This window comes from Streptomyces sp. NPDC045956 (assembly GCF_056430705.1).
In genome coordinates, this window is record NZ_JBWKKZ010000003.1 from 630,304 (window position 1) to 654,991 (window position 24,688).

General features: G+C 73.3%; 20 protein-coding genes. 6 read left to right on the forward strand and 14 right to left on the reverse strand.

The features are described from left to right. Positions 1-8: 8 nt before the first annotated feature. Together AC07FV_RS11745 and AC07FV_RS11750 are read right to left on the reverse strand one after the other, a co-directional pair. On the reverse strand, positions 9-1,046 hold the full coding sequence (locus AC07FV_RS11745) for a DMT family protein (protein ID WP_479086547.1): 1,038 nt from the start codon (positions 1,044-1,046) through the stop codon (positions 9-11). Beyond that, positions 1,043-1,855, reverse strand: coding sequence for a phosphatase PAP2 family protein (locus AC07FV_RS11750; RefSeq protein WP_479086548.1), 813 nt, complete (start codon positions 1,853-1,855; stop codon positions 1,043-1,045). Before AC07FV_RS11750 ends, AC07FV_RS11745 begins: the two co-directional genes overlap by 4 nt. A 249-nt stretch (positions 1,856-2,104) precedes the next feature. Here AC07FV_RS11750 and AC07FV_RS11755 point away from each other — a divergent pair, with 249 nt between their 5' ends. Beyond that, positions 2,105-2,719, forward strand: a complete 615-nt coding sequence (locus AC07FV_RS11755; RefSeq protein WP_383643540.1) for a TetR/AcrR family transcriptional regulator — start codon at positions 2,105-2,107, stop codon at positions 2,717-2,719. 144 nt (positions 2,720-2,863) lie between these two features. Here the strand turns inward: AC07FV_RS11755 and AC07FV_RS11760 are convergent, their stop codons facing one another. Next, a complete protein-coding gene (locus AC07FV_RS11760; RefSeq protein ID WP_479086550.1) occupies positions 2,864-3,964 on the reverse strand; it encodes a DUF2510 domain-containing protein in 1,101 nt (366 codons plus the stop codon). 254 nt (positions 3,965-4,218) lie between these two features. Here AC07FV_RS11760 and AC07FV_RS11765 point away from each other — a divergent pair, with 254 nt between their 5' ends. Continuing rightward, positions 4,219-6,897 (forward strand): ATP-binding protein, encoded by a 2,679-nt coding sequence (locus tag AC07FV_RS11765; protein ID WP_479086552.1) that lies wholly within the window; start codon positions 4,219-4,221, stop codon positions 6,895-6,897. A 34-nt stretch (positions 6,898-6,931) separates the two neighbouring features. Here AC07FV_RS11765 and pcaDC read toward each other — a convergent pair whose 3' ends face one another. From pcaDC to AC07FV_RS11800, 7 genes are read right to left on the reverse strand one after another with little or no spacing between them, the layout of a single operon-like run. After that, entirely contained in the window at positions 6,932-8,053 is a 1,122-nt protein-coding gene (pcaDC, locus tag AC07FV_RS11770; RefSeq protein ID WP_479086553.1) for a bifunctional 3-oxoadipate enol-lactonase/4-carboxymuconolactone decarboxylase PcaDC, read from the reverse strand. Further along, positions 8,050-9,387: a 3-carboxy-cis,cis-muconate cycloisomerase gene (gene pcaB / locus AC07FV_RS11775; protein ID WP_479086554.1), complete on the reverse strand. Its 1,338-nt coding sequence runs from the start codon at positions 9,385-9,387 to the stop codon at positions 8,050-8,052. The genes pcaDC and pcaB overlap by 4 nt, the downstream gene beginning before the upstream one ends. Next, the gene (gene pcaG, locus AC07FV_RS11780; protein ID WP_479086555.1) at positions 9,384-9,989 is read right to left on the reverse strand and encodes a protocatechuate 3,4-dioxygenase subunit alpha; all 606 of its coding nucleotides are present in this window, start codon (positions 9,987-9,989) and stop codon (positions 9,384-9,386) included. The genes pcaB and pcaG overlap by 4 nt, the downstream gene beginning before the upstream one ends. 6 nt (positions 9,990-9,995) lie before the next feature. Continuing rightward, the gene (gene pcaH, locus AC07FV_RS11785) at positions 9,996-10,769 is read right to left on the reverse strand and encodes a protocatechuate 3,4-dioxygenase subunit beta (protein WP_479086556.1); all 774 of its coding nucleotides are present in this window, start codon (positions 10,767-10,769) and stop codon (positions 9,996-9,998) included. A 17-nt stretch (positions 10,770-10,786) separates the two neighbouring features. Then, complete coding sequence (locus tag AC07FV_RS11790; RefSeq protein WP_479086557.1) at positions 10,787-11,989, reverse strand: thiolase family protein; 1,203 nt, start codon at positions 11,987-11,989, stop codon at positions 10,787-10,789. Then, positions 11,986-12,630, reverse strand: coding sequence for a CoA transferase subunit B (locus AC07FV_RS11795; protein ID WP_479086559.1), 645 nt, complete (start codon positions 12,628-12,630; stop codon positions 11,986-11,988). The genes AC07FV_RS11790 and AC07FV_RS11795 overlap by 4 nt, the downstream gene beginning before the upstream one ends. Next, a complete protein-coding gene (locus tag AC07FV_RS11800; RefSeq protein WP_479086560.1) occupies positions 12,630-13,385 on the reverse strand; it encodes a CoA transferase subunit A in 756 nt (251 codons plus the stop codon). Before AC07FV_RS11800 ends, AC07FV_RS11795 begins: the two co-directional genes overlap by 1 nt. 221 nt (positions 13,386-13,606) lie before the next feature. Between AC07FV_RS11800 and AC07FV_RS11805 the strand changes: the two genes are divergently transcribed. Beyond that, positions 13,607-14,071 carry a MarR family winged helix-turn-helix transcriptional regulator gene (locus tag AC07FV_RS11805; protein ID WP_479086653.1) on the forward strand — a complete coding sequence of 155 codons (465 nt, stop codon included), beginning with the start codon at positions 13,607-13,609 and terminating at the stop codon, positions 14,069-14,071. Here the strand turns inward: AC07FV_RS11805 and AC07FV_RS11810 are convergent, their stop codons facing one another. After that, on the reverse strand, positions 14,072-15,061 hold the full coding sequence (locus AC07FV_RS11810; protein ID WP_479086562.1) for a DUF3048 domain-containing protein: 990 nt from the start codon (positions 15,059-15,061) through the stop codon (positions 14,072-14,074). 228 nt (positions 15,062-15,289) lie between these two features. Here AC07FV_RS11810 and AC07FV_RS11815 point away from each other — a divergent pair, with 228 nt between their 5' ends. Next, a complete protein-coding gene (locus tag AC07FV_RS11815) occupies positions 15,290-16,480 on the forward strand; it encodes a zinc-dependent alcohol dehydrogenase (RefSeq protein ID WP_479086563.1) in 1,191 nt (396 codons plus the stop codon). Between the two features lie 19 nt (positions 16,481-16,499). On the opposite strand, the gene AC07FV_RS11820 is transcribed toward AC07FV_RS11815, so the two are convergent. Beyond that, positions 16,500-17,567: an ATP-dependent DNA ligase gene (locus AC07FV_RS11820; protein ID WP_479086564.1), complete on the reverse strand. Its 1,068-nt coding sequence runs from the start codon at positions 17,565-17,567 to the stop codon at positions 16,500-16,502. 124 nt (positions 17,568-17,691) lie between these two features. Between AC07FV_RS11820 and ligD the strand changes: the two genes are divergently transcribed. Continuing rightward, positions 17,692-18,717 carry a non-homologous end-joining DNA ligase gene (gene ligD, locus AC07FV_RS11825; protein ID WP_479086565.1) on the forward strand — a complete coding sequence of 342 codons (1,026 nt, stop codon included), beginning with the start codon at positions 17,692-17,694 and terminating at the stop codon, positions 18,715-18,717. Between the two features lies 1 nt (position 18,718). Here ligD and AC07FV_RS11830 read toward each other — a convergent pair whose 3' ends face one another. Together AC07FV_RS11830 and AC07FV_RS11835 are read right to left on the reverse strand one after the other, a co-directional pair. Continuing rightward, positions 18,719-20,908, reverse strand: a complete 2,190-nt coding sequence (locus tag AC07FV_RS11830) for an OmpL47-type beta-barrel domain-containing protein (RefSeq protein ID WP_479086654.1) — start codon at positions 20,906-20,908, stop codon at positions 18,719-18,721. 14 nt (positions 20,909-20,922) lie between these two features. Next, positions 20,923-23,400: a ThuA domain-containing protein gene (locus AC07FV_RS11835; protein ID WP_479086567.1), complete on the reverse strand. Its 2,478-nt coding sequence runs from the start codon at positions 23,398-23,400 to the stop codon at positions 20,923-20,925. 199 nt (positions 23,401-23,599) lie between these two features. On the opposite strand from AC07FV_RS11835, the gene AC07FV_RS11840 reads away from it, so the two are divergent. Next, complete coding sequence (locus tag AC07FV_RS11840) at positions 23,600-24,652, forward strand: multicopper oxidase domain-containing protein (protein WP_479086569.1); 1,053 nt, start codon at positions 23,600-23,602, stop codon at positions 24,650-24,652. Positions 24,653-24,688: the final 36 nt, after the last annotated feature.

A 24,688-nucleotide genomic window follows, 5' to 3' on the forward strand; every position in this document is an offset into this window, starting at 1 on the left:
GACGGCGGCTACAGCCGCGTGAGGTGCCCCGGCCCGGGCTGGCGGGGCACCAGCGCCGGCCCGGCCTGCAGCGGTGTGGCATGCGCCGGTCCGGCCTGCAGCGGTGTGGCATGCGCCGGTCCGGCCTGCGCCGGTCCCGGCGGCTCGGCCGGGCCCCGTGCCCGCCGTCCGGTCGGCGTCGCCGCCGCCGGCTGCGCGGTGGCCGGTGCACCGGCGGGTTCGGGCCGCCCGGGCGTCGCCCGGCTGAGCTGCACGACGCCCCAGGCGGCCAGCGCCGCACCGGTCAGCGCGAGCAGCACACCGCCGGCGCCGCCCCGCAGCCGTTCACCGAGCAGCGACAGCCCGATCACCGCGGCGGCCACCGGATTGGCCAGCGTCACCACCGCCAGCGGAGCACCCAGACCGCCCCTGTAGGCCGTCTGCGACAGCAGCAGTCCGCCCACCGCGAAGGCGGCCACCAGCACGGCCACCTCGATCACCCGGGCGTCCAGCAGCGGACCCGAACCGTCCGTGGCGGCGACCGTGACGGTCTGGGTGAGCGCCGAGGCGACCCCGGAGGCGATGCCGGACGCCGTCGCGTGCCGGAGCCCCGGCCGGGCGCCGGGCCAGGCGAGCATGCCGATCAGGGCGGCCGTCACGCCGGAGACCGCCACCGCCTCGGGCACGCTCAGCACGTCGTCGGGCGCGGGCCCGGACGCGGTCAGCAGCAGCGCGCCCAGCCCGAGCAGGGTCAGTCCGGTGCCCCGCCACTCGACCGCGCTCACCCGCCGGCCCGCCAGCCGCGCTCCCAGCGGCACCGCCGCCACCAGGGTCAGCGCACCGAGGGGCTGGACCACCGTGAGCGGGCCGTACCGCAGGGCCACGACGTGCAGCAGCGCCGCCGACGCGTTGAGCGCGACCGCCCACCACCAGGCACCGGACGCCAGCAGACGGAGCGCGCCGGCACCCGCGCTGCGGGCGGCCAGCCGTTCCTGGGCGACGGCCGCGGCGGCGTAGGCGCACGCGGAGACCAGGGACAGCAGGACGGCGACCAGCGCGGCGTTCACCGGCCCGCCCCGACCAGCTCGGGCCGGCGACGCTGGGCCGCCCGGCGCCGGTACTCCGGTCCGCGCACCGCGGCGCACCGAGGCCGGCTCCCGTGGCGCGGCCGGACCACCGCCAGCGCGAGACCGAGCAGGGCCGCGGCCACGACGACGTCGAGCCAGTAGTGGTTGGCCGTGCCCACGATCACCAGCAGCGTCACCAGCGGATGCAGCAGCCACAGCCACCGCAGGCGCGACCGGGTCGCGACGATCAGGGCGACCGCCAGCATCAGGGCCCAGCCGAAGTGCAGGGAGGGCATCGCCGCGAACTGGTTCGACACCTGGTCGGTGCGCGGCGGACCGTAGACCGAGGGACCGAACACCCGGGCAGTGTCGATCAGGCCGGTGGCGCCCAGCATGCGCGGCGGGGCGAGCGGGAAGAGCAGGTGCAGCGCCAGCGCGGCCCCGGTCACCGCGGCCAGCACCCGCCGGGCCCAGACGTAATGGGCCGGCCGCCGCAGGTAGAGCCAGACCAGCAGTGCCGCGGTGGCCGGGAAGTGGACGACGGCGTAGTAGGTGTTCGCCGTGTGGATCAGGGCGTCGCCGTGCAGGAGCAGGGACTGCACCGTGCCTTCGTCGGGCAGCCGGAGCGCGCGTTCCCAGTCCCACACGCGGTGGGCGTTGCGGAAGGCCTCCGGGGTGTGGCCGGCCACCAGTTGCCGGCCGAGCTTGTACACGAGGAAGAGCCCGGCCACGAGCAGGAGCTCACGGACGAGCGGCGGTCGCGCGGGCGCGTCGGGCCCGGCTTGTACAGGCTCGGTACGGGCATTCATCCCCCGGCCCCTTCGCTGACGGTGGTGCGTGCGGTCCACAGGTGTATGACGCACAGGAACGGAGGTGTGTGACAGTGATCATCGATACGAACCCGTTCCGATACGGAAGTGTACCGATACGGAAGTGTACCGATACGCTTGGGTACCGGTACACTGACGTGTCGATGGTCATGGCATCCACTGGAGCACCGGCTCCTGGAGTGCCTCTGTACCGCAGCTGTACCGCCGCTTGAGTGAGGAGCAGAGCCGATGACGTCGCAGGCCGAGGACCGACCGGACACGGTCGGCGCGTCGCGCCGCTCCAAGCTCACGCCCGAGCGCGAGCAGGAGTTCTTCGACGCCGTGCTCGAACAGATCCGGACCTGTGGCTACGACGCCGTCACCATGGAGGGCATCGCCGCCAGCACCCGGTGCAGCAAGTCCACGCTCTACCGGCAGTGGAGGACCAAGCCCCAGTTCGTCGCCGCGGCCCTGCGCTCGCAGCGCCGGGTGCGCTTCACCGGCATCGACACCGGGTCGCTCGCCGAGGACCTGCGCCAGGCGGCCCGGGCGGCGGGGGAGGGCGCCGGAAAGGACACCGGGCTGCTCCAGGCGCTCGGCCACTCGGTCATGCAGGACCCGGAACTCCAGTGCGCGCTGCGCGAGGCGCTCGTGGAGCCGGAGATCGCCGCGCTCCGGGAGATCCTCCGGCGCGGGGTCGACCGGGGAGAGGTCGAGGCCGGCCACCCGGCGCTGGAGTACGTGCCGGCCCAGATGTTCGGCATGCTGCGGATGCGGCCGGTCGTCGAGGGCGAGCAGGCCGACGCCGCGTACCTCGTGCGCTTCGTGGAGGCCGTCGTGCTGCCGGCGCTGGGCCTCCCCTGAGACTCAGGCCGCCGTCCACGGGATGACTGGACGGCGGCCTGCTCGCGCCGCACCGTGGGGACGGGGGCGGCGCGCACCCCGGCCGGGTGGGACGCCTTCTGAGCGGAAGGGCGCCCCACCCGGCCGACTGCCGTACCGGTCCGGTCAGACGTCCTGACCGTCGCCGCCGCCCCCGGAGGAGTCCACCTCGATCCCCCCGGTGATCTCGTCGATGACCGACTGCCCCTCCTCGGTGTCGACACCGAAGCGGACCACGACGATGCGCTCGGGGTCGGCGGGCGAGGGGAAGGCCAGCGACTCGACGTAGCCGTCGGCGCCCTTGCTGGTGACCGCCTTCCAGCGGACCAGCCAGCCCTTCTGCCCGGCGACCGTGACCGCCTTGGAGGCCAGTTCGTCGTGCGAGGTGATCCCGCCGTAGGACTCGCCGCCGTAGGACTCCTCGGCGTTCGCCTCGATGTCGGCCTTGGCGACCTCCTCGGCGGTGCCGCCCTTGGTGCCGAGCACCACGGCGGGGGCCGAGTAGGCGCCGCCCTTGGTGCAGGTGTTGGAGGTGTCGCCGGGGCACTTGTAGCTGTCGTCCGACGTCACCGTCGCACCGACCTGCAGCTGTTGCCCGGACCAGCCGTCCGGGATGGGCAGGCTGATCCCGCTGACCGGGTCCGTGACGGAGCCGCTGTCGATCGTGGGCGGCTCCGATCCGCCCGGCGAGTCCGGTGCGGGCGACTCGCCGCCCCCGCCGCCCCCGCCCGAGCCGCCGAACGGGTTGTCCTGCCCGCCGGGTCCGCGCCGGTCCTGCGGCGAGGACGCGCTGCCGCCGCCCGAACCGCCGTCGGCCAGCACGTACACGCCCACGCCTATGCCGGTCAGCATGACCACGGCCGTCGCGACGGCTATGCCGACCCGCAGCCGGCGCCGCCGCGCGGACGGCGGCTGTACGGGAAACCCCGGATAACCGGGATGCACGGGATACGGCCCGGGCACACCGTCGTGAGCCGGTTGCTGAGCCGGTTGCTGAGCCGGTTGCTGAGCCGGTTGCTGGGCCGGTTGCTGAGCCGGTTGCTGGGCCGGTTGCTGACCGGGCTGCTCGGCCGGCCGCTGGGCGGGCGGCGGCCCCCATGCGGCGGCCTGTCCCGCGGGGCGGACCTGGTCCGTCCACACCTTGCCGTCCCACCAGCGCTCGGTGGCGGGGCCGTCGTTCTTCTGCCCGGGGTCCGGGTACCACCCGGGGGGAGTCGCCTGCGTCATGGCCCCACCGTATGAGGCGTCGGTGAAAGCCCGATGAGAGGCCCGGCCCCGGCACGGCGCCGGCCCCCCGCGCCCGCGGCGGGTTGACGGACGCCGCCCCGCTCCTCCGCTGATGACGGACCCGCGGCGTCGTCCGCGCTTTACCGCATGTCACCCCTCACGGCAACTGCTGTCCGGACCGCCCACCACGCGCGCGATCCGACGGATAGGCTCAGGGGCAGTACGTCATTCGGGCGACTCGGGGAGGTAGCGGGATGACGGAGGTACGGCGGAGGGCCGCCCCCTCGGCCTCCCTCTGGGAGCGCGACGAGGAAGTCGCCACCATCACACGGGCGGTGGAGACCCTGCGGGCGGACCGCTCCTCCTCCGGCATCCTGCTGGTGGCCCGGGGCGAGGCCGGACTGGGCAAGACCGCGCTGCTCACCGAGACCCGCCGCATCGCCGAGGCCCAGGGCTGCACCGTCTGGTCGGCGCGCGGCGGCGAGACCCTCAGGTCCGTCCCCTTCAACGTGGTGCGTCAACTGCTCCAGCCCGCACTGGTGTCGATGCTCCCGGAGGAGGCGCGGGAGTACCTCGGCGACTGGTACGACATCGCGGGCCCCGCCCTCGGCATTGCCGACCCCGGCGAGCGGCAGGCCGACCCGCAGGGTGTGTGCGACGGTCTGGTCGCCGCCGTGCGCCGCCTCGCCCGCCGGGAGTGGCCCCTGGTCCTGCTGATCGACGACGCCCACTGGGCCGACCAGGAGACCCTGCGCTGGCTCGCCGCGCTCGCCGAACGGCTCGACGAGACCTCGATCCTGATCGTCGTCGCCCGCCGCCCCGGCGAGGTCGTCGGGGACAGCGCCCGCCACCTGGACGCCGTCGCCGCCGCGGGCCGGCCGCTGGCCCCGCTGAACGCCCTCACCCCGGCGGCCGCGGCCGGTCTCACCCGCGCCACGCTGGGCGCCCACGCCGACGCCGCGTTCTGCCGCGAGGTGTGGGCCGTCACCGGCGGCAATCCCTACGAGACCGTCGAACTCCTCGCCAAGGTCCAGGACAGCGAGATGGAACCGGTGGAGGCCCAGGCCGACGAGCTGCGCGCGCTGAACCGCGCCGCGCGCGGCGGTGGCCTCGTCGCCCGCCTGGAGCAACTCGGCGTCGACTCCACCCGCTTCGCCTGGGCCGCCGCCATCCTCGGCGGCGGCATCACCGTCGGCATGGTGGCCCGGCTCGCCACCCTCGACCGCGACGACGCCGCCCGCTGCGCCGAACTGCTGTGCAACGCACGCATCCTGACCGAGCCCGACCCCGGCGCCCCGCAGCCGGACGCGGGCGACCTGGAGTTCGTCCATCCGCTGATCGCCAGCGCCGTGTACAACTCCATCCCCGACGCGCTGCGCACGGCGATGCACGGCATAGCGGCCCAGCTGGTCACCGACTCCGGTCTCGGCGCCGCGGCGGCCTCCCGCCATCTGCTCCAGGTGCACCCCGACGACGACCCGGAGGTGGTGGATCAACTGCGCGAGGCGGCCCGCGAGCACCTCGCCGTCGGCGCCCCCGACGCGGCCCGCCGCTGCCTCGAACGCGCCCTGGACGAACCGCCGTTGCCCGAGATGCACGCACGGGTCCTCTACGAACTGGGCTGCGCCACCCTGCTCACCGCGCCCGCCACCACCATCGGCCACCTGCGCACCGCCCTCGCCCTGCCGGGCCTGGACGGCGAGCAGCGCGTCAACGCCCTCTTCCGGCTCTCCGAGGCACTCCTCCACAACGACCAGCTGGAGGAGGCCGTGCGCACCGTCCAGGCGGAGGCGGCCCGCAACCCGGACCCGTCCGTGCGGCTGCGGCTCCAGGCCGTCCAGTACATGTGGGAGGGCATCCACCCCGGCGAGCCCTCCTCGCCCGGACGGTCCGAGCGCCTCGCCGAACTCGCCGCCACCTGCACCGGCCGCGACAACGCGGAGCGCGCCCTGCTCATCCTGCGCGGCTTCGACGCCATGACCCGCGGTGAGAACGCCGAGGAGGTCGCCGAGCTGTGCGACCGTGCCCTCGTCAACGGCCGCCTCGCCGCCGGACTCGGCTGGACCGACACCGAGTGGGGTCTGGAACTGCCGATGATGCTGGCCAACTGCTACGCGTACACCGACCGGCTCGACCGCGCCGAGGCCCTGTTCACCGAAGCCCTCAGCTCCTACGAGACCGCGGGCTGGAGCGGCGGCCACCTCGCTCTCGCGCACGCCTACGTCGGCCTCGGCCACCGCAGGCGGGGCCGGCTCCGGGAGGCCGAGAAGTCCCTGCGGGAATCGCTGCGCCTCGCCGAACGGGTCGGCCGCGGCCTCCCGCTGTACTGGTCCGCGACCTGCAACCTGATCGACACCCTGCTCGCCCGCGGCCATGTCGAGGAGGCCCGTTCCGTCGCCGACCGGTACGGCTTCGACCCGCCGTACCCGTCCACGATCGTGTTGCCCGACCCGCGGCCCGTGCGGGCGCGGCTGCTGCTCGCGACCGGCCGCACCAAGGAGGGCGTCAACGAGCTGGAGACCGCCGAGAAGGCGGCGGCCGCCCGCGGCCGGCACAACCCCGTCGTGCACCCCTGGGCGACCGAGCTGGCCCGGGCCCTCGCCACGGAGGACCCCGGCCGCGCCGCCCGGCTCGTCACCGACGCCCGCCGCCAGGCCGAGCGGTTCGGCACCGACACCGCGATAGGAGAGGCCCTGCGCTGCGCCGCCGCCCTGGAGACCGGCCAGCGCGCGGTACGCCTCGCCGCACAGGCCGTCGCCTACCTGGAAGCCTCGCCCTGCCAGTACGAGCACGCCGCCGCCCGCGTCGAGTACGGCATCGCCGCCCGCTCGGAGGAGGAGCTGCGCCGCGGCCTCGCCCTGGCCGAGTCGTGCGGCGCCGACGGACTGGCGGCCCGGGCCGGCGAGGCCCTGGCGGCGGGACACGTGGGCTAGGACCGGCCCGCCCGCAGGCCCCACCCGCGCGAGGTCAGCCGGCTGAGTCGTCGTCCTCGGCCAGGACCCGCTGGGCCGCCGCGAACGCCGAGTTCGCCGCCGGGACCCCGCAGTACACCGCCGTCTGGAGGAGGACCGCGCCGATCTCGTCCGGCGTCAGCCCGTTGCGCCGCGCCGCCCGTACGTGCATGGCCAGCTCCTCGTAGTGGCCGTGCGCCACCAGCGCCGTCAGCGTGATCATGCTGCGCTCGCGCCGCGAGAGCGTCTCGTCGGTCCAGATCTCACCCCAGGCGTAACGCGAGATGAAGTCCTGGAAGCGGGCGGTGAAGGGGGTCTGCCGCCCCTGCGCCCGGTCCACGTGCGCGTCGCCCAGCACCTCGCGCCGTACCGCCATGCCGCGCCGGGCGTCACCGCCGAAGTGGGCCCGCAGCGCGGTCAGTACCGCCTCGGGGCGCTCGGCGGGCGCCAGGTGCGAGGCCCCCGGCAGCTCGGTCAGCGTGGCGCCCGGTACGGCGTCGGCGATCTCCCGCAGGTGGGCGGGGGGTGTGGCCGGGTCCTCCCGGCCCGCGATCAGCAGGGTCGGCGCCCCGATCGCGCCGAGCCGGTCCCGCAGGTCGAAGGCGGCCAGGGCGTCGCAGCAGGCGGCGTACGCCCCGGGGTCGGCTTCCCGGTGGTCGCGGACCAGCCGCGGCACGGTGAACCCCGGGGTGAACCAGCGGTCGGCGGCGCCGTCCGCGAGCCGCGCCAGCCCCTCGGCCCGCACCGCCGCGGCCCGTTCCTCCCACGCCCGGGCGCCGTTGAAGTGCGCCGAGGAGCAGAGAACGGCCAGCGAGGACACCCGGTCCGGATGGTGCACGGCCAGGTGCAGCCCCACCGCACCGCCCAGCGACACCCCGGCGTAGGCGAAGCGCTCCACCCCGAGCGAGTCGGCGAGCGCGAGCACCAGCCCGGCGAGGTCCCCGACCGTGGCGCCCGGCCCGATCAGGCCGGCGGCCGAACCTCCGTGACCCGGCAGGTCCCAGCGGATCACCCGGTGCCCGACGGACAGCTCGGGCGCCACCTCGTCCCACAATGCGTACGAGGTGCCCAGCGAGGGCCCCAGCAGCAGCGGGGGAGCGGTGGCGGGGCCTTCGGACAGGTGGTTGAGCAGGGTCAAGGTCGCTCCAGTGCACGGTCGGTCAGGGCTCCGGCGGAGCCGGTGTAGCGGGCGGGGTCGGTCAGGGAGACGAGATCGAGGCCGGACAACTCCGGAACCTCCGCGAGCAGTCCGGCCAGATCGCGCCGCTCGGTGTACGTCCGTCGGGCCAGCTCCGTGAGCAACTGCCTGGCGCGGGCCCGGCCGAGCACCGGAGCCAGTTCGGCGGAGAGCCGCTCGGTCACGATCAGGCCGTGCGTGAGACCGAGGTGTGCGCGCATCGCCTCCGGGTGCACCCGCAGCCCCTCGGCCAGCTCGGCGGCGTCCCGGGCCGCGCCCGCGGTCAGCCGCAGCAGGTCCCGCAGCGGCTCCCACTCGGCGTGCCAGGCGCCGGCCGGCCGCTCGTCCTCGGCCGCCAGCGAGCCGTACAGCGTGGCCGCGAGCTGCGGCGCCCGCCGGGCGGCCGCGGCGATCAGCGTGGCCCGTACGGGGTTCGCCTTGTGCGGCATCGCGGACGAGCCGCCGCCGCTGCCCTCGACGACCTCGCCCAGCTCGGTGCGGGACAGGGTCAGTACGTCCGCCGCGATCTTCCCGAGCGCCCCGGCGGTGAAGGCCAGGCAGCCGGCCAGGTCGGCGACGGGGGTGCGCAGGGCGTGCCAGGGCAACGGCGGTTCTTTCAGGCCGAGTTCACGGGCGTACGCGGCGGGCAGCGCGGTCGGGTCCGGGGCGCCGTACGCCCCGAAGGCGGCCAGCGTGCCGGCCGCGCCGCCGAGCTGGGCGGGCAGTGCCTCGCGCACGGACGTGACGCGGTCGCGCGCGTCGAGCACCAGCGCGCGCCAGCCCGCCGCCTTCAGCCCGAAGGTCGTCGGCACGGCGTGCTGGGTCAGTGTCCGGCCCGGCATCGCCGTGTCCCGGTGCTCGGCGGCCAGCCGGGCCAGCGCCCGTGCGGTGCGTGCGAGGTCGGGCAGCAGCAGGTCCAGGGTGCGGGCGGCGACCAGCATCGCCGCCGAGTCCAGGATGTCCTGGCTGGTCGCGCCCCGGTGCACGTACGGCCCGTACTCCTCGCCGACCGCCTTCGTCAGGTCGGCCACCAGCGGGATCACCGGATTCCCGCCGCCGCGGGCGCGCTCGGCCAGCGAGCGGGCGTCGAAACCGGCCGGGTCGGCCGCCGCGGTCACCGCGTTCGCCGCCTCGGCGGGAGCGAGCCCCAGGCCGGCCTGGGCCCGGGTCAGGGCCGCCTCCGCGTCGAGCAGGGCCCGCAGCCAGGCGCGGTCGCCGGTCGCCTCGGCGGCCGGGGCGCCCGCCCACCCGGGGGCGAGCAGGCCCGCGTCGTGCGCTTCGGGAGCAGATGTCACTGGAACTCCAGGAAGACCGTCTCGCCTTCGCCCTGAAGGCGGATGTCGAAACGGTACGTCCCGTGGCCCTCGTCGGCGGCGATCAGCGTCCCGCGGCGCTCCGGGTCCACCCGGGACAGCAGCGGGTCCGCGGCGAGCGGCGCCTCGTCGCCCGGCAGGTAGATCCGGGTGAACAGGTGCACGAGCAGGCCGCGTGCGAACACGCACACGCTGACGTAGGGCGCGTTGCGCCCGCGCGCCCCGGGCCGCAGCGTCCGCGCGTACCAGTGGCCGTTCACGTCGGTCTGGATGCGGCCGAAGCCGGTGAACTCCACGCCGTTGCGGCCGAGGAAGCCCCCGGAGGCCGGGTCGCGCCGCATCGAGCCGTCGGCCGTGGGCAGCGCGCCGTCCGGGCCGGGCCCCCACAGCTCCACGAGGGCGTCCGGCAGCGGCTCGCCCGCACCGTCGTACACGTACCCGTGCACGGTGATCGTGTCCGGGTGCCCGAGGGGTGCGATGTCCTCGCCGCCCGGGAAGGGCAGCGCGTACCCGTAGAACGGGCCGACGGTGTGCGAGGGGGTGGGCAGCACGTGCTCCGGGCGGCCCGGGTCGGTCTTCGTCATGGCGGGTCAGCGTCCTTCTTCGATCCAGGTGGCGTTCGGGCCGTCGAGCACGATGTCCCAGTGGTAGCCGAGCGAGAACTCGGGCACGGACAGGCTGTGGTCGTAGGCCGCGATCAGCCGCTGCCGCGCCGCGTCGTCCGTGACGGAGTGCAGGATCGGGTCGTACGGGAACAGCGGGTCGTTCGGGAAGTACATCTGCGTCACGAGCCGCTGGGTGAAGGCCGAGCCGAACACCGAGAAGTGGATGTGCGCCGGGCGCCAGGCGTTGACGTGGTTGCGCCACGGGTACGGGCCCGGCTGGACGGTGGTGAAGCGGTAGCGGCCGTCGTCGTCGGAGAGGGTGCGGCCGACGCCGGTGAAGTTCGGGTCCAGCGGCGCGTCGTGCTGCTCGCGCTGGTGGGCGTAGCGCCCGGCCGAGTTCGCCTGCCAGATCTCCACCAGCTGGCCGCGCACGGGCTTGCCGTCGCGGTCGAGGAGCCGGCCGGAGACGGTGATGCGCTCGCCGATCGGCTCCCCGTGGTGCTGCCGGGTCAGGTCGTTGTCGATCCCGGTGAGGTCCCGCTCCCCGAAGGCGGGGGAGGACAGCTCCACCAGCTCGGGGTCCTTGGTGACGTCGATGGCGACCGGCGGCTGCTTCGGGTGGCGCAGCACCGAGGAGCGGTAGGGGGCGTAGTCGCGGCGCGGGTGGTGCTCGACGGGCGCGCCGTCGGCGACGCGCCGGCCGTAGGCGGCGCGTTCGGCCGCGATCTCCGCGTCGATGTCGTGCTGGGTGAGAGTCATGGGGGTTCCCGTGGTGGCTAGCGGTCGAGGACGAGGGCGAGGCCCTGGCCGACACCGATGCAGAGGGTGGCGACGCCGGTGCCGCCGCCCCTGCGGGCGAGCTGGTGGGCGACGGTGCCGGCGAGGCGGGCACCGGAGGCGCCGAGGGGGTGGCCGAGCGCGATGGCTCCGCCCTGGGGGTTGAGGACCGCCGGGTCGAAGTCGGGCCACTCGGCGACACAGCCCAGCACCTGGGCGGCGAACGCCTCGTTGAGTTCGAGGACGTCCAGGTCGGCGAAGGTCCGGCCGGCCCTGGCGAGGGCGCGCTCGACGGCCTGGACGGGGGCGAGCCCGAAGAACTGCGGGTCGGTCGCCGAGACGCCGGTGGCGGAGATCCGGGCGAGCGGCTCGCGGCCGGTGGCCCGCAGCCCCTCGTCGTCCACGAGCAGGAGCGCCGCGGCGCCGTCGTTGAGCGGCGAGGCGTTGCCGGCGGTGACGGTGCCGTCGGCGGTGCGGAAGGACGGCCGCAGCTTCGCCATCGCCTCCAGGGAGGCGTCGGGGCGTACGCACTCGTCGGCGGCGAAGTCCACCGCGCCGCCCTTGCGTCGCGGCACCGGGACGGGTGCCAGCTCGGCGTCGAACAGCCCGGCGGCCTGCGCGCGGGCGGCCTTGCGGTGGGAGGCGAGGGCGTACTCGTCCTGCCGCTCCCGCGAGATGCCGTGCTTGTCGGCGATCAGTTCCGCGCTCTCGCCGAGGGGGACGGTCCACTGCGGGTCCATCCGCGGGTTGACCATGCGCCAGCCCAGGGTGGTCGAGTACAGCTCGGCGTGTCCGGCGGGGAAGGGCCGGTCCGACTTGGGCAGCACGTACGGCGCCCGGGTCATCGACTCCACCCCGCCCGCCAGGACGATCGACGCGTCTCCCACGGCGACGGCACGCGCGGCCTGGATCACCGCTTCGAGCCCGGAGGCGCACAGGCGGTTGACGGTGACGCCGGGGACCGTGGTGGGCAGACCGGCCAGCAGGGCGGCCATGCGGGCGACGTTGCGGTTCTCCTCGCCGGCGCCGTTGGCGTTGCCGAAGTACACGTCCTCGATGCGGGACGGTTCCAGGGCGGGCGTCCGGGCGAGGAGCTCGCGGACGGCGTGCGCGGCCAGGTCGTCGGGGCGTACGCCCGCGAGAGAGCCGTTGTACCTGCCGAACGGGGTGCGCACCGCGTCGACGATGTAGACGTCCTTCACTTCACGTCCTCCGGGACGACGAGTCCGGCATCGGTCCGGGCGACGACCTCGTCGACGCTCACGCCCGGCGCGGTCTCCACCAGCACCAGGCCCTCACCGGTGACGTCCAGGACGCCGAGGTCGGTGATGACCCGGTCCACACACGCCCTGCCGGTGAGCGGCAGCGCGCACTCCTCGAGGATCTTGGGCGAGCCGTCCTTGGCGGTGTGGGTCATGACGACGATGACGGTGCGGGCGCCGTGGACGAGGTCCATCGCCCCGCCGATCCCGGTGATCATCTTTCCGGGGACCGCCCAGTTCGCCAGGTCGCCCGAGGCCGAGACCTGCATCGCGCCCAGCACGGCGACGTCGATGTGCCCGCCCCGGATCATGCCGAAGGAGAGCGCCGAGTCGAAGAAGGAGGCGCCCGGCAGGACCGTCACGGTCTCCTTGCCGGCGTTGATCAGGTCGGGGTCCACCTCGGCCTCGGTGGGGTAGCGGCCGGTGCCCAGGATGCCGTTCTCGGACTCCAGGGTCACCTCCACGCCCTCGGGGAGGTAGTTGGGGATCAGCGTCGGCAGGCCGATGCCGAGGTTGACGTACTGCCCGTCCCGCAGCTCCCGGGCCGCCCGCGCGGCCATCTCCTCACGGGTCCACGCCATCAGGAACTCACCGTCCGCCGCTCGATCCTCTTGTCCGCCGCCTGCTCCGCCGTCAGCGCGACGACCCGCTGCACGAAGATCCCCGGCAGGTGCACCGCGTCCGGGTCGATCGCGCCGGGCTCGACCAGTTCCTCCACCTCGGCGACGGTCACCCGGCCGGCCATCGCCGCCAGCGGGTTGAAGTTCCGCGACGACTTGTTGAACACCAGGTTCCCGTGCCGGTCGCCCTTCGCCGCCCGCACCAGCGCGAAGTCGGTGCGGATGCCGTGCTCCAGCACGTACGGCGTGCCGTCGAACTCGCGGACCTCCTTGGGCGGCGAGGCCAGGGCGACCCCGCCGGAGCCGTCGTAGCGCCACGGCAGCCCGCCCTCGGCGACCTGGGTGCCGACCCCGGCCGGGGTGTAGAAGGCGGGGATACCGGCCCCGCCGGCCCGCAGCCGCTCGGCCAGCGTGCCCTGCGGGATCATCTCCACCTCCAGCTCCCCGCCCAGGTACTGCCGCGCGAACTCCTTGTTCGCGCCGATGTAGGACCCGGTCACCCGCGCGATCCGCCCCGCGGCCAGCAGCACCGCCAGCCCGGACTCCATCGCCCCGCAGTTGTTGGAGACGACCGAGAGCCCGCCGGTCCCGCGCTCGTACAGCGCCTGGATCAGCACGTTCGGCACACCGCTCAGCCCGAAGCCGCCCACCGCCAGCGACGCGCCGTCCGGCACGTCGGCCACGGCCCCGGCGGCTGTGGCCACCACCTTGTCCATCCGAGAAGCCCCATCTCTTCCAAGCGCCCCGGACCGTGAACCGATCGCCGATTAATCAGGGCACTGAGTATTTCAGCGAGGTGCCCCACACGCTGCCACCGGACCAGCCGGGCGTCAAGAGCCGGAAAAAGACGAGGTAGATCGTCCGTCGGGGCAACGGACAGCGGTCGTCCGCCCGATGTATCGTCAGTGCACCAACAGAAATGACCACTGGAGTGCACATGGCGGCGGTCGACCTGACCACCCATCCCGGGCACCTGGCCCGGCGGCTGCAGCAGGCGCACTACCTGCTGTGGAACACGATGGTCTCGGAGGAGGTCACCTCGCCGCAGTTCGCGGTCCTCAACGCCCTGGTCGCCGAGCCGGGCCTGGACCAGCGCACGGCGGGGGAGCGGGTCGGCCTGGACCGCTCCACCATCGCCGAGGTGATCAGCAGGCTCGGCCGCCGCGGGCTGCTGGACAAGGTCCGCGACCCGCAGGACGGCCGCCGCTTCCTGCTGCGTCCGACCGAGGAGGGCCTGCGCGCCCACCGCAAGCTGGCGGTGCGCACGGCCAGGATGAACCAGGTCTTCCTCGCCCCGCTCGCCGCCGAGGAGCAGGCCGTCTTCTTCGCCCTCATCCGCCGGGTGGCGGACGCCGCCGAAGGCCTCCGCGACCCGGCCGGGCCCGTGGTGGCCCCGAGCTGATCAGGCCTCCTTCGCCGCGTCGACGAACACCACCCACACCTGCCCCTCGGCGAACTCCAGCGGTGCGCCGTCCTCGCCGGTGAAGGACGTGCCGTCCGCGGCCGCGCCGCGCTTCCAGGTCGCGTCGTACGCGCGCCCGTCGCGCAGCACCTCGGCCGCGCCGGAGCCCACCGACTCGACGTAGGGCGAGTTGTTGCCCCGGAAGTCACCGAAGGCGGACTCGCGCACCTTCACGTGCTGCACGACGACCGTCGCCGGTGCCAGGCGCCCCCCGTCGGCCGTCCGGGCCGGAGCCCCGTCCATGGCCACCAGCCAGCGCTCACGGCTCTCGGACCAGGTGAAGCCGAAGGAGGCCGAGGGGTAGCGCACCGTGCGCGAGGACTCGGCGCGGCCACCGCCGGGAGCCTCGCCGAAGCGGAACCCCGTGGTCAGAGCGTCGGCGCCGGGAGGCTCGGGCAGCAGCCGGCCGGGGCGCAGATACAGGTTGTGCGGGGCGGCCCGGTCCTCGTCGCGCACATAGGCGTCGGTCTCCTCGCCGGGCGGCTCCGCGCGCAGCGGCGCCTCGTCGATGAGCGGCAGCAGCCTGCCCTGCGCGCCGGAGAAGGCGAGCGTCGGCCGGTCGAACTGGCGCAGCAGCTCCAGGTCCGACTCGCGGGCGCTGCGCACCGGACCCACCGACTCGGGCAGTTCCGTCGCGTAGATGGCCATCAGACGGCTCAGCCCGGCCTCCACCGGCTCCACGTAGACCACGTCCGCGGCCGCCAGACCCGACTGGGGGCGGGAGGCGGGGACGTTGTCGACCTTCACGGCCAGCACCGGGGCCGGGCTCTCCGCGGTCTGTGACCTCTCCGTGGCCTGCGACCGTTCCACCTCCGGCGCCCTCCGGTCGTCGCCCGCCCCGGGCCCGGCCGTGCAGGCAGCCCCCAGGGAGACCGCCAGCGCCGCGGTGAGCAGCGCGCCGCCCCGCCGCCTGTGCTTCCTTCGTCGCATTCCGACCACCGCCCGACCGTCCTCTGTCCTTGATTGTGTGCTTCTAGGAGCATTTAGCGCCATACCCGACCGAATCTGGTGCGGCGCGCGCTGCGGGGCACATGATCCGCTGTTCGGACGAAACCGGCGGCGGCGACGAGGGCGGCGGGCGGTTCGGTGGAGGGCGGCCGGGTACCCGGCCGCCACGCAGGACCGGCCCGCACGGGGCGACGGAGGGAGCGCGAGGCGATGAAGGCAGTGACATGGCAGGGCAAGCGGGACGTGCGGGTGGAGGAGGTGCCCGACCCCAGGATCCAGGAGCCGACGGACGCGGTCATCCGCGTCACCTCGACCGGGTTGTGCGGCTCCGACCTGCACCTGTACGAGGTGCTCACGCCGTTCATGACACCGGGGGACATCCTCGGCCACGAGCCCATGGGCATCGTGGAGGAGGTCGGCGCCGAGGTGACCGGTCTCAAGCCCGGTGACCGGGTCGTGGTGCCGTTCCAGATCGCGTGCGGGCACTGCCACATGTGCGGCACCGGCCTGCCGACCCAGTGCGAGACCACCCAGGTCACCGGCGAGGGCATGGGCGCCCAGCTCTTCGGCTACACCCGGCTGTACGGCGCCGTGCCCGGCGGCCAGGCCGAGTACCTGCGGGTGCCGCAGGCCCAGTTCGGCCCGATCAAGGTGCCCGAGGGCCCGGCCGACGACCGCTTCGTGTACCTCTCCGACGTCCTGCCCACCGCCTGGCAGGCGGTCGCGTACGCGGGTGTCCCGCAGGGCGGCAGCGTCGCCGTGCTCGGCCTCGGCCCGATCGGCGACATGGCCTGCCGCATCGCCCGCGCCCAGGGGGCCGAGCGGGTGTTCGGCGTGGATCTCGTACCGGAGCGGCTGCGGCGCGCCCGCGAGCGGGGCGTGGAGACGTACGACCTGCGGTCCTTCGACAGCCAGAAGGAGCTGGTCGCCGCGATCCGCGACGAGACCGGGGGCCGTGGGCCGGACGCCGTGATCGACGCGGTCGGCACCGAGGCGCACGGCGGCGCCGCCGCCAAGCTGGTCCAGCAGGCCGCCGCGGTGATGCCCCGGGCCATCGGCGGCAAGCTGGCGGAGCGCTTCAGCGTCGACCGGCTCGCCGCCCTCTACACCGCCATCGAACTGGTGCGGCGCGGCGGGACGATCTCGCTGTCCGGGGTCTACGGCGGCATGGCCGACCCGATGCCGATGCTCACCATGTTCGACAAGCAGATCCAGATGCGGATGGGGCAGGCCAACGTCCGTCGCTGGAGCGACGAGATCATCCCCTACCTGACGGACGAGGACCCGCTCGGCGTCGACGACTTCGCCACCCACCGGGTGCCGCTGACGGACGCGCCGCACGCGTACGAGATGTTCCAGAAGAAGCAGGACGGCGCGGTCAAGGTCCTGATGCAGCCGTGAGCCCCGGACCGGGTGCCGCTCACGGGCCGCCGAGGATCTCCGCGAGGTCGTAGCGGACCGGCTCCTCCAGCTGCGCGTAGGTGCAGCTGCGAGGAGTCCGGTCCGGGCGCCAGCGCCGGAAGCGGGCCGTGTGGCGGAACCGTGCACCGTTCTCCATGTGGTCGTACGCCACCTCGACGACCCGCTCCGGCCGCAGCGGCACCCAGGAGAGGTCCTTCTTGCCCGACCAGCGGCTGGGGGCGCCGGGCAGCCGGGCCGACTCGTGCGCCGACTCCTCCGCCCAGGCCGCCCACGGATGGCCCCGCACCTCGTCCATGCGCAGCGGCTCCAGCTCCTCCACCAGCTCGGCGCGCCGCTTCATGGTGAAGGCCGCGCTCACCCCCACGTGCTGGAGGGCGCCCCGGTCGTCGTAGAGGCCGAGCAGCAGCGAGCCGACCACCGGCCCGCTCTTGTGGAGGCGGTAGCCGGCGACGACCACGTCCGCCGTACGCTCGTGCTTGATCTTGTACATGGCCCGCTCGTCCTGGCGGTAGCGCAGATCGCGCGGCTTGGCCACGACACCGTCCAGCCCCGCCCCCTCGTACTGCTCGAACCACTGCCGGGCCACCTCGATGTCGTCCGTCGCCGGCGTTACGTGCACCGGCGGCGTGACCCCGGCCAGCGCCCGGACCAGCAGCGCCCGCCGGTCGGTGAGTGCCACGTCGAGCAGGGACGTGTCGTCCAGCGCCAGCAGGTCGAAGACCACCAGCGAGGCCGGCGTCCGCGCGGCGAGCGTCCGCACCCGGGAGTCGGCCGGGTGGATCCGCTCGGTGAGCGCGTCGAAGTCCAGGTGCCCCTCCCGAGCGATCACGATCTCCCCGTCCACCACGCACCGCTCCGGCAGGCGCTCCCGCACCGCCTCCACCAGCTCCGGGAAGTACCTGGTCAGCGGCTTGCCCGTGCGGCTGCCGAGCTCGACCTCGGCGCCGTCGCGGAACACGATCGCCCGGAAGCCGTCCCACTTCGCCTCGTAGTGCATGTCCGGCGGGATCTTCGCCACGGACTTGGCGAGCATCGGCTTCACGGGCGGCATGACGGGCAGATCCATGGTCCGACTGTAGGAGCGGCCACCGGTCCCCGCCCGTCAGGGCCGTACGGGCCCGGCGCCGCGGCGCCCGCACGGCCCGCCGCCTGATGTGCGAGGTCCCCGCGGTGCGCCTACCGTGGCTCGCATGGCAGAAGCGGTGGAACTGGAAGCGGGCGGACGGACCGTGCGGCTGTCCAGCCCGGGCAAGGTCTTCTTCCCGGAGCACGGCTACACCAAGCTCGACGTGGCCCGGTACTACCAGGCCGTCGCCCCCGGGATCCTGCGCGCCCTGCGCGACCGGCCCACCACCCTCCAGCGCTACCCGGACGGCATCACCGGCGAGTGGTTCTACCAGAAGCGCGCCCCCAAGGGGATGCCCGACTGGATCCCGACCGCGCACATCACCTTCCCCAGCGGACGCAGCGCCGACGAGATGTGCCCCACCGAGGAGGCCGCGGCGCTCTGGGCCGCCCAGTACGGCACCCTCACCTTCCACCCCTGGCCGGTGCGCCGCGACGACGTCGACCACCCCGACGAGCTGCGCATCGACCTCGACCCGCAGCCCGGCACCGACTACGACGACGCCGCCCGCGCCGCCCGTGAACTGCGGGCGGTGCTGGAGGAGTTCGGCGGCCTCCAGGGCTGGCCCAAGACCTCCGGCGGGCGCGGCCTGCACGTCTTCGTGCCGATCGAACCGCGCTGGACCTTCACCCAGGTACGGCGCGCCGCGATCGCCGTCGGGCGCGAGATGGAGCGGCGGATGCCGGACCGGGTGACCATCAAGTGGTGGAAGGAGGAGCGCGGCGAGCGGATCTTCATCGACTACAACCAGACCGCCCGGGACCGCACCATCGCCTCCGCCTACTCCGTGCGCCCCCGCCCGAACGCCCCGGTCTCCGCACCGCTGACCTGGGACGAGGTGGGCGTCGCGCATCCGCGGGACTTCGACATCACGACCATGCCCGCGCGCTTCGCCGAACTCGGCGACGTGCACGCGGGCATGGACGACCAGGCGTTCTCCCTCGACGCCCTGCTGGAACTGGCGACGAAGGACGAGCACGACCACGGGCTCGGTGATCTGCCGTACCCGCCCGAGTATCCGAAGATGCCGGGTGAACCCAGCCGGGTACAGCCGAGCCGGGCGAGGAAGCCGCGGCCGCAGGAGACGTGAGCTACAGCTCCTTGATCCGCACGTCCCGGTAGGAGACGACGTCCGTCGTGCCGTGGACCTGGAGCCCGATGTGGCCGGAGGAGAACCGCCGCCCGTCCGTGCCCGGGTCGTCCGAGCGCGGCGGGGTGAAGTCCTGGCCTCCGGTGTTGTCGAACTCGTTGATCAGCACGCCGTTGCGGAAGACGGAGTAGTGCTGGTCGACCACGCGGATCTCGTAGTCGTTCCAGGTGCCCTTCTCCGTCACCCCCGCCCCGGCGAGACCGACCCGGTCGAAGCCGTAGACCGACCCGGTCTTGTACATGTCGCCGGTGGGGCCGTCGAAGACCTGCACCTCGTGGCCGTACTTGATGGCGACCCACTCCGGGCGGGACTCCTCCGGGTGGTCGTGCACCTGCGGGAAGCGCACGAACACGCCGCCGTTGGTGTTGGCGGTCCCCGGGGCGTCGTCACGCCACTGGAGCTTCAGCGAGAAGTCGCCGTACTTGCGCTCCGGGAACCACAGCATGCCCATGCCCGGCGTGCTGGTGCTGGACGTGATCGACCCGTCCCCGTTGGGGGCGAACGAACCACCGCCGACCTGCTCCCACTTGGCCAGCGACCCCGCGGTGCCGTCCATGATCGTGCGGTAGCCCTCGGTCTGGCCGGGCGTGCCGATCCCCGACTGCCGGGCGGCCTGGTTGATCGCCCGGTACTCCCGGCGGTCGACGACACCCTCGTCCAGGAGCGCGTCCGCGACCTCGCGGACGTGCTTGAGGAACAGCGCCTGGGACGACCACTCCTTCTCGTCCTCGATCATCTCGTTGATCCGGCACCGGTTGTTCGTGACCCGGTTCGGCACGCCCGTGTCGACCGTGCCGACGATCACCGTCTGCCGCTCGTCGTACTCCGGGCAGGGCGGCGCCGGCACCCCGCCGGACACGACCGTGAAGCTCACGGTCACCGGCGCGGAGGTGTTGCCGGCCTTGTCACTGGCCCGGTAGGCGACGGTGTGCCGGCCCACGCGGTCCACGACCACGGGGGCGCCGTACGCGAGGTAGGGCCCGGCGTCGAGCGAGTACTCCACGCCGGCCACGCCGGAGCCGCCCTCGTCCGTGGCGTTGACGGTCACCTTCGCGCTGCCGACGTAGGCGCCGTCGGAGTTCCTGGTGCCGTCCACGGTCGCGCCGGTCACCGGCGGGACGGTGTCCTGCGGGGGAGCGGCCACCACGGTGAAGGCGACGCTCTTCTCGGCCGCCGCGTTGCCCGCCTTGTCGGTGGCGCGGTAGCGCACGGTGTGCTCGCCCACCGCGTGCACCATGACGGGCGCGGTGTACGCCTGCCAGGCGCCGTCCCCGACGGCGTACTCGATGGTGTTGACGCCGGAGCCCGTGTCGGAGGCGGTGACGGTCACCGTCGCCATGTCGATGTACGCGCCGTCGGGGTTCTTCTCACCGCTGACCGTCGCCGAGGTCTCCGGCGCGGTCGTGTCGTCGGTGTCCGGGGCGGCCACGGTGAACGCGACGCTCTTCTCCTCGGCGGCGTTGCCCGCCTTGTCGAAGGCCCGGTAGCGCACCGTGTGCTCGCCGACCTGGTCGACGACGACCGGCGTGGTGTACGGCTGCCAGGCGCCGTCGGCGCCGACGGCGTACTCGATCCGCTCGACGCCGGAGCCGCCCTCGTCGGTGGCGGCGAGCGTCACGGTCGCGGAACCGACGTAGGCGCCGTCGGCGTTCTGCGTGCCGCCCACCTCTGCCGAGGTCGCCGGCGCGGTGGTGTCGTCGCCACCGCCGCCCTCGGTCACCACGAGGACGCCCTGCATCTGGCCGTGGCCGGGGATCGTGCAGTGGTACATGTACCGGCCGGGCGTGAGGGTGACCTCGGCGGTGTGCTTGCCGCCCTGGTCGTCGCCCGGGTTGGCCAGGATGTTCAGCTGGACGTCCTGGTTGTACTCCGGATCGCTGGTCATGAACGTCAGCGTGTGCGGCATGCCGGTGGTGTTGCCGGTCGCCTCGCTGTTCTCGAAGACGATCGTGGCCGGACCGGCCACCGCCGTCTCGGGCGCCGACGTGTACTTCGTGATGTCGTCGCCGGCGGTCCAGGTGAGCACCTGGTCCGCGGCGGCGGCCTCGGCCTGTGCCCGGGGCTGCCCGGACGCGGACGTCACCTGAAGACCGAGCATCATCAGCAGGCCGGCCAACAGGGCCGCCCACATTCTTCGTTGGCGTATCACTCAGACCCCCTCGCCAGCTGTCCGGCGGCCGGCGTCGGCCCGCCGCCCTTGTAGGTGACCCGCCACAGGGCCGACTTGGAGTCCGAGGTGAAGAAGCCGCGGCCGTAGTCGAGGACGTACAGCGCGCCGTCCGGGCCGAACTTCCAGCCCATCAGGTTCTTGATGCCGTCGTTGCCGATCGGCACGATCTTCTTCAGCGACTCCGAGTGCACCGGCAGACCGCCGTCACCCTGTGTCTTCGGGTCCATCAGCACCGCGTTGCGCGGCTGGTCGGAGTCGTAGAAGTCCCCGACGAACCACTTGCCGTCCCAGTACGCGGGCCACTTGGTCTCGCTGGCGCTGTCCGCGTCGAAGCGGTAGAGCGGGCCGTTCATCGCGGCCTGCCCGCCGCCCTTGAGCCAGGGCAGCCGGTAGGTGGCCTCGTCCTGCTTGTACGACGGGATGCCGTTCGCGTCGCGCGGGAAGTCGGGGCCGCCGCCCTGCGGCGAGTACCAGATGTTGTTGCCGGTCACCGGCGGCAGGTTGACCAGGCCGTCGTTGTTCGGCGACTCGTTCTTCGGGGCGTCGCAGTCGTACCAGCCCAGCGGCTTCGTCGGGTCCGGCAGGTTCCGGTCCCGGTACGGCTGCTTGTTGCCCATGCAGTACGGCCAGCCGCGGTTGCTCGCCTCGGTGATCGTGGCGAACGTGTCGTACTTGGCCGGACCCCACGTCGTCGACGGGGCGCCGGCGTCCGGGCCGACCCAGCCCGCGTACAGGGTGTCGGTGGCCTTGTCGACGGAGATGCGCGCCGGGTTGCGCACACCCATCACGTAGATCTCCCCACGCGTCTTGCCGCCGCCCTCGGCGGTCTCCTTCCCGGTGAACAGGTTGCCCTCGGGCAGCGTGTAGGTGCCGTCCGGCTCCGGGTGGATGCGCAGGATCTTGCCGTTGAGGTTGTTGGTGTTGCCGGCGGTGCGGCGCGCGTCGGCGAAGGAGACGCCCTTGAAGTTGGGCTGCGGGTTGTTGCCCGAGTAACCGCCGCTGAAGCCGCTGGAGTTGTTGTCACCGGTCGCGATGTACAGGTTGCCCTTGGAGTCCCAGGCCATCCCGCCGCCCGCGTGGCAGCAGCTGTGGATCTGCACCGGCCACTTCAGCAGCACCTTCTCGCTGCCGAGGTCCAGCTTGTTCGTCGCCCGGTCCAGCGTGAAGCGGGAGACCCGCCGCTCCGCCATGTGGGTGTCGCGGTTGATCTGCGAGTGCGGCGTGTAGTGCAGGTACACCCAGCCGTTCTCGCTGAACCGCGGGTCCAGCTCGATGCCGAGCAGGCCCTCCTCGACCTTGACCAGTTCGTCGCCGCCGCCCTTGTTGCCGAAGACGGTGAGCGCGCCCGCGAGGGTGACCTTCCTGGTCTTCGGGTCCCAGACGTGGATCTCGCCCGTGCCCTTGCCGATGTCGGGGTTGTTCCAGTCGGTGATCACGGGCTTGGAGGAGTCGGCGCCGCCGCGTCCGATGTAGAAGACGCGGCCGTCGGGCGCGGTGACCAGGCCGTGCGGTTCGCCGATCTGGTCGTTCTGGCCGGCCTGGTTGGCCTGGGTGAGCCGCTCGGCCTGGTAGTTGCCCGTGATGGTGGCCTTGCAGTCGGCCTGCGCCAGCCGCGTCGTCCACATCAGGGCGCCGCGCAGGTGGGCGCGGAAGTCGGTCTCGTCGTAGGACGACACCGTGCCGCCCATGCCGGTGTAGAAGGACCGGCCGCCGTCGTAGTCCCGGCACCAGCTGACCGGGTGGTCCCAGCCGTTGGCACCGGCACCCGGCTGGTACGTCGACTCGCGCACCCGGGCGACGGTGTGCACGTCGCCGGACGGGTTCTTCGCCCAGTTGAGCCAGGTGTCCGGCCGCTTCCACTGCGTCGGCAGGTCCTTGGTGGCCGGGTGGCGCCGGTCACCGACCTCGACGGTGGCCCGCTGGACGGTCTTCGGGCTCGACGCCGCCGGGCGGGCCCCGACCAGACCGGTGAACCAGTCCGAGTACGGCTCCGCGCGGGCCGCGTCGTGGACGCCGACGAACCCGCCGCCGGCCTCCATGTACGCCTCCAGCCCCGCTTCCTGGGCCGGATCGAGCACGTCACCGCCGCCGGTCAGGAACACGACCGCGTTGAAGCGGCCGAGCCTCTTCTCGTTGGTGAAGACGGAGGCGTTGTCGGTCGCCTCGACCGTGAAGCGCTCCTTCTCCGGGCCGGTCAGCCCGATCCGCTCGATGGCGGCGATCCCGGCGTTGACGACCGGGGACTCGTCCCCGGCCGCGGCGGACCCGTAGAAGATCAGCACCCGTACGTTCGCGCCGCCCGGCGGCGACTTGATCGACATCGTTGTCAGGGATGGATCCGGCGCCGGACGGGCGCTTGCTGTGGGGCCAGACAGCAGTCCCGCGGCGACGAAACCGGCGGTAGCGAACGCCGCCCAGCCTCTTCTCCTTGCGCTCAACCCTCTCAAGGGCATGGGCACCTCCTCGGTCACGGCAGCAGCGCCAAGGAAGCTAGACCTCTTTGCGCGGTTCGCCAATAGGTATGACCGGGATGGAACCAACTTTGTCCTGAGTGTGGATAAACGCCGTCGCAGCCGGTACCGTCCCACAGGTTCATCACAGCCAATCACGGCTGCGTCTGCGCAAACACCGGGTCAGCGTGGGGAGTTCGGCATGGACAGGCGAGGCTTCAACCGACGGGTACTGCTGGGCGGCGCGGCCGTCGCGACATCGTTGTCCATCGCTCCGGAGACCGCGGGCGCGGCCGGCGCGGCGCAGGCCGTCACCGCCGGGACGGCACCGGCGGGGGGCGAGGTGAAGCACATCAGGATGTACGCCGAGAAGCTGCCCGACGGTCAGATGGGCTACGGCCTCGAGAAGGGCAAGGCGTCCATCCCCGGCCCGCTGATCGAGCTGAACGAGGGCGACACGCTGCACATCGAGTTCACGAACACGATGGACGTACGGGCGAGTCTGCACGTCCACGGCCTGGACTACGAGATCTCCAGCGACGGCACCGCAGCGAACAAGAGCGACGTCGAGCCCGGCGGCACCCGCACCTACACCTGGCGCACCCACAAGCCCGGCCGCCGCGCGGACGGCACCTGGCGGGCGGGCAGCGCGGGGTACTGGCACTACCACGACCACGTCGTCGGCACCGAACACGGCACCGGAGGCATCCGCAAGGGCCTGTACGGGCCGGTGATCGTGCGCCGCAAGGGCGACGTGCTGCCGGACGCGACGCACACCATCGTCTTCAACGACATGCTCATCAACAACCAGAAGCCGCACACGGGCCCCAACTTCGAGGCCACCGTGGGCGACCGGGTCGAGATCGTCATGATCACGCACGGCGAGTACTACCACACCTTCCACATGCACGGTCACCGCTGGGCCGACAACCGCACCGGCATGCTCACCGGTCCCGACGACCCGAGCCAGGTCATCGACAACAAGATCACCGGCCCGGCGGACTCCTTCGGCTTCCAGATCATCGCGGGGGAGGGGGTCGGCGCCGGGGCGTGGATGTACCACTGCCATGTGCAGAGCCACTCCGACATGGGCATGGTGGGGCTGTTCCTGGTGAAGAAGGCGGACGGCACGATCCCCGGCTACGACCCGCACGCGCACCCGCACGGGCAGCCGGAGGGTGCCGCGAGCGGAGCGAAGAGTGCCCCGGAGGGGGCGGAGGGGGCCTCCGCGGACGCGCACGCCCACCACCACTGAGGGGCGTCGAGAGCGCTCTCTCCCTCGCGGGGCTGC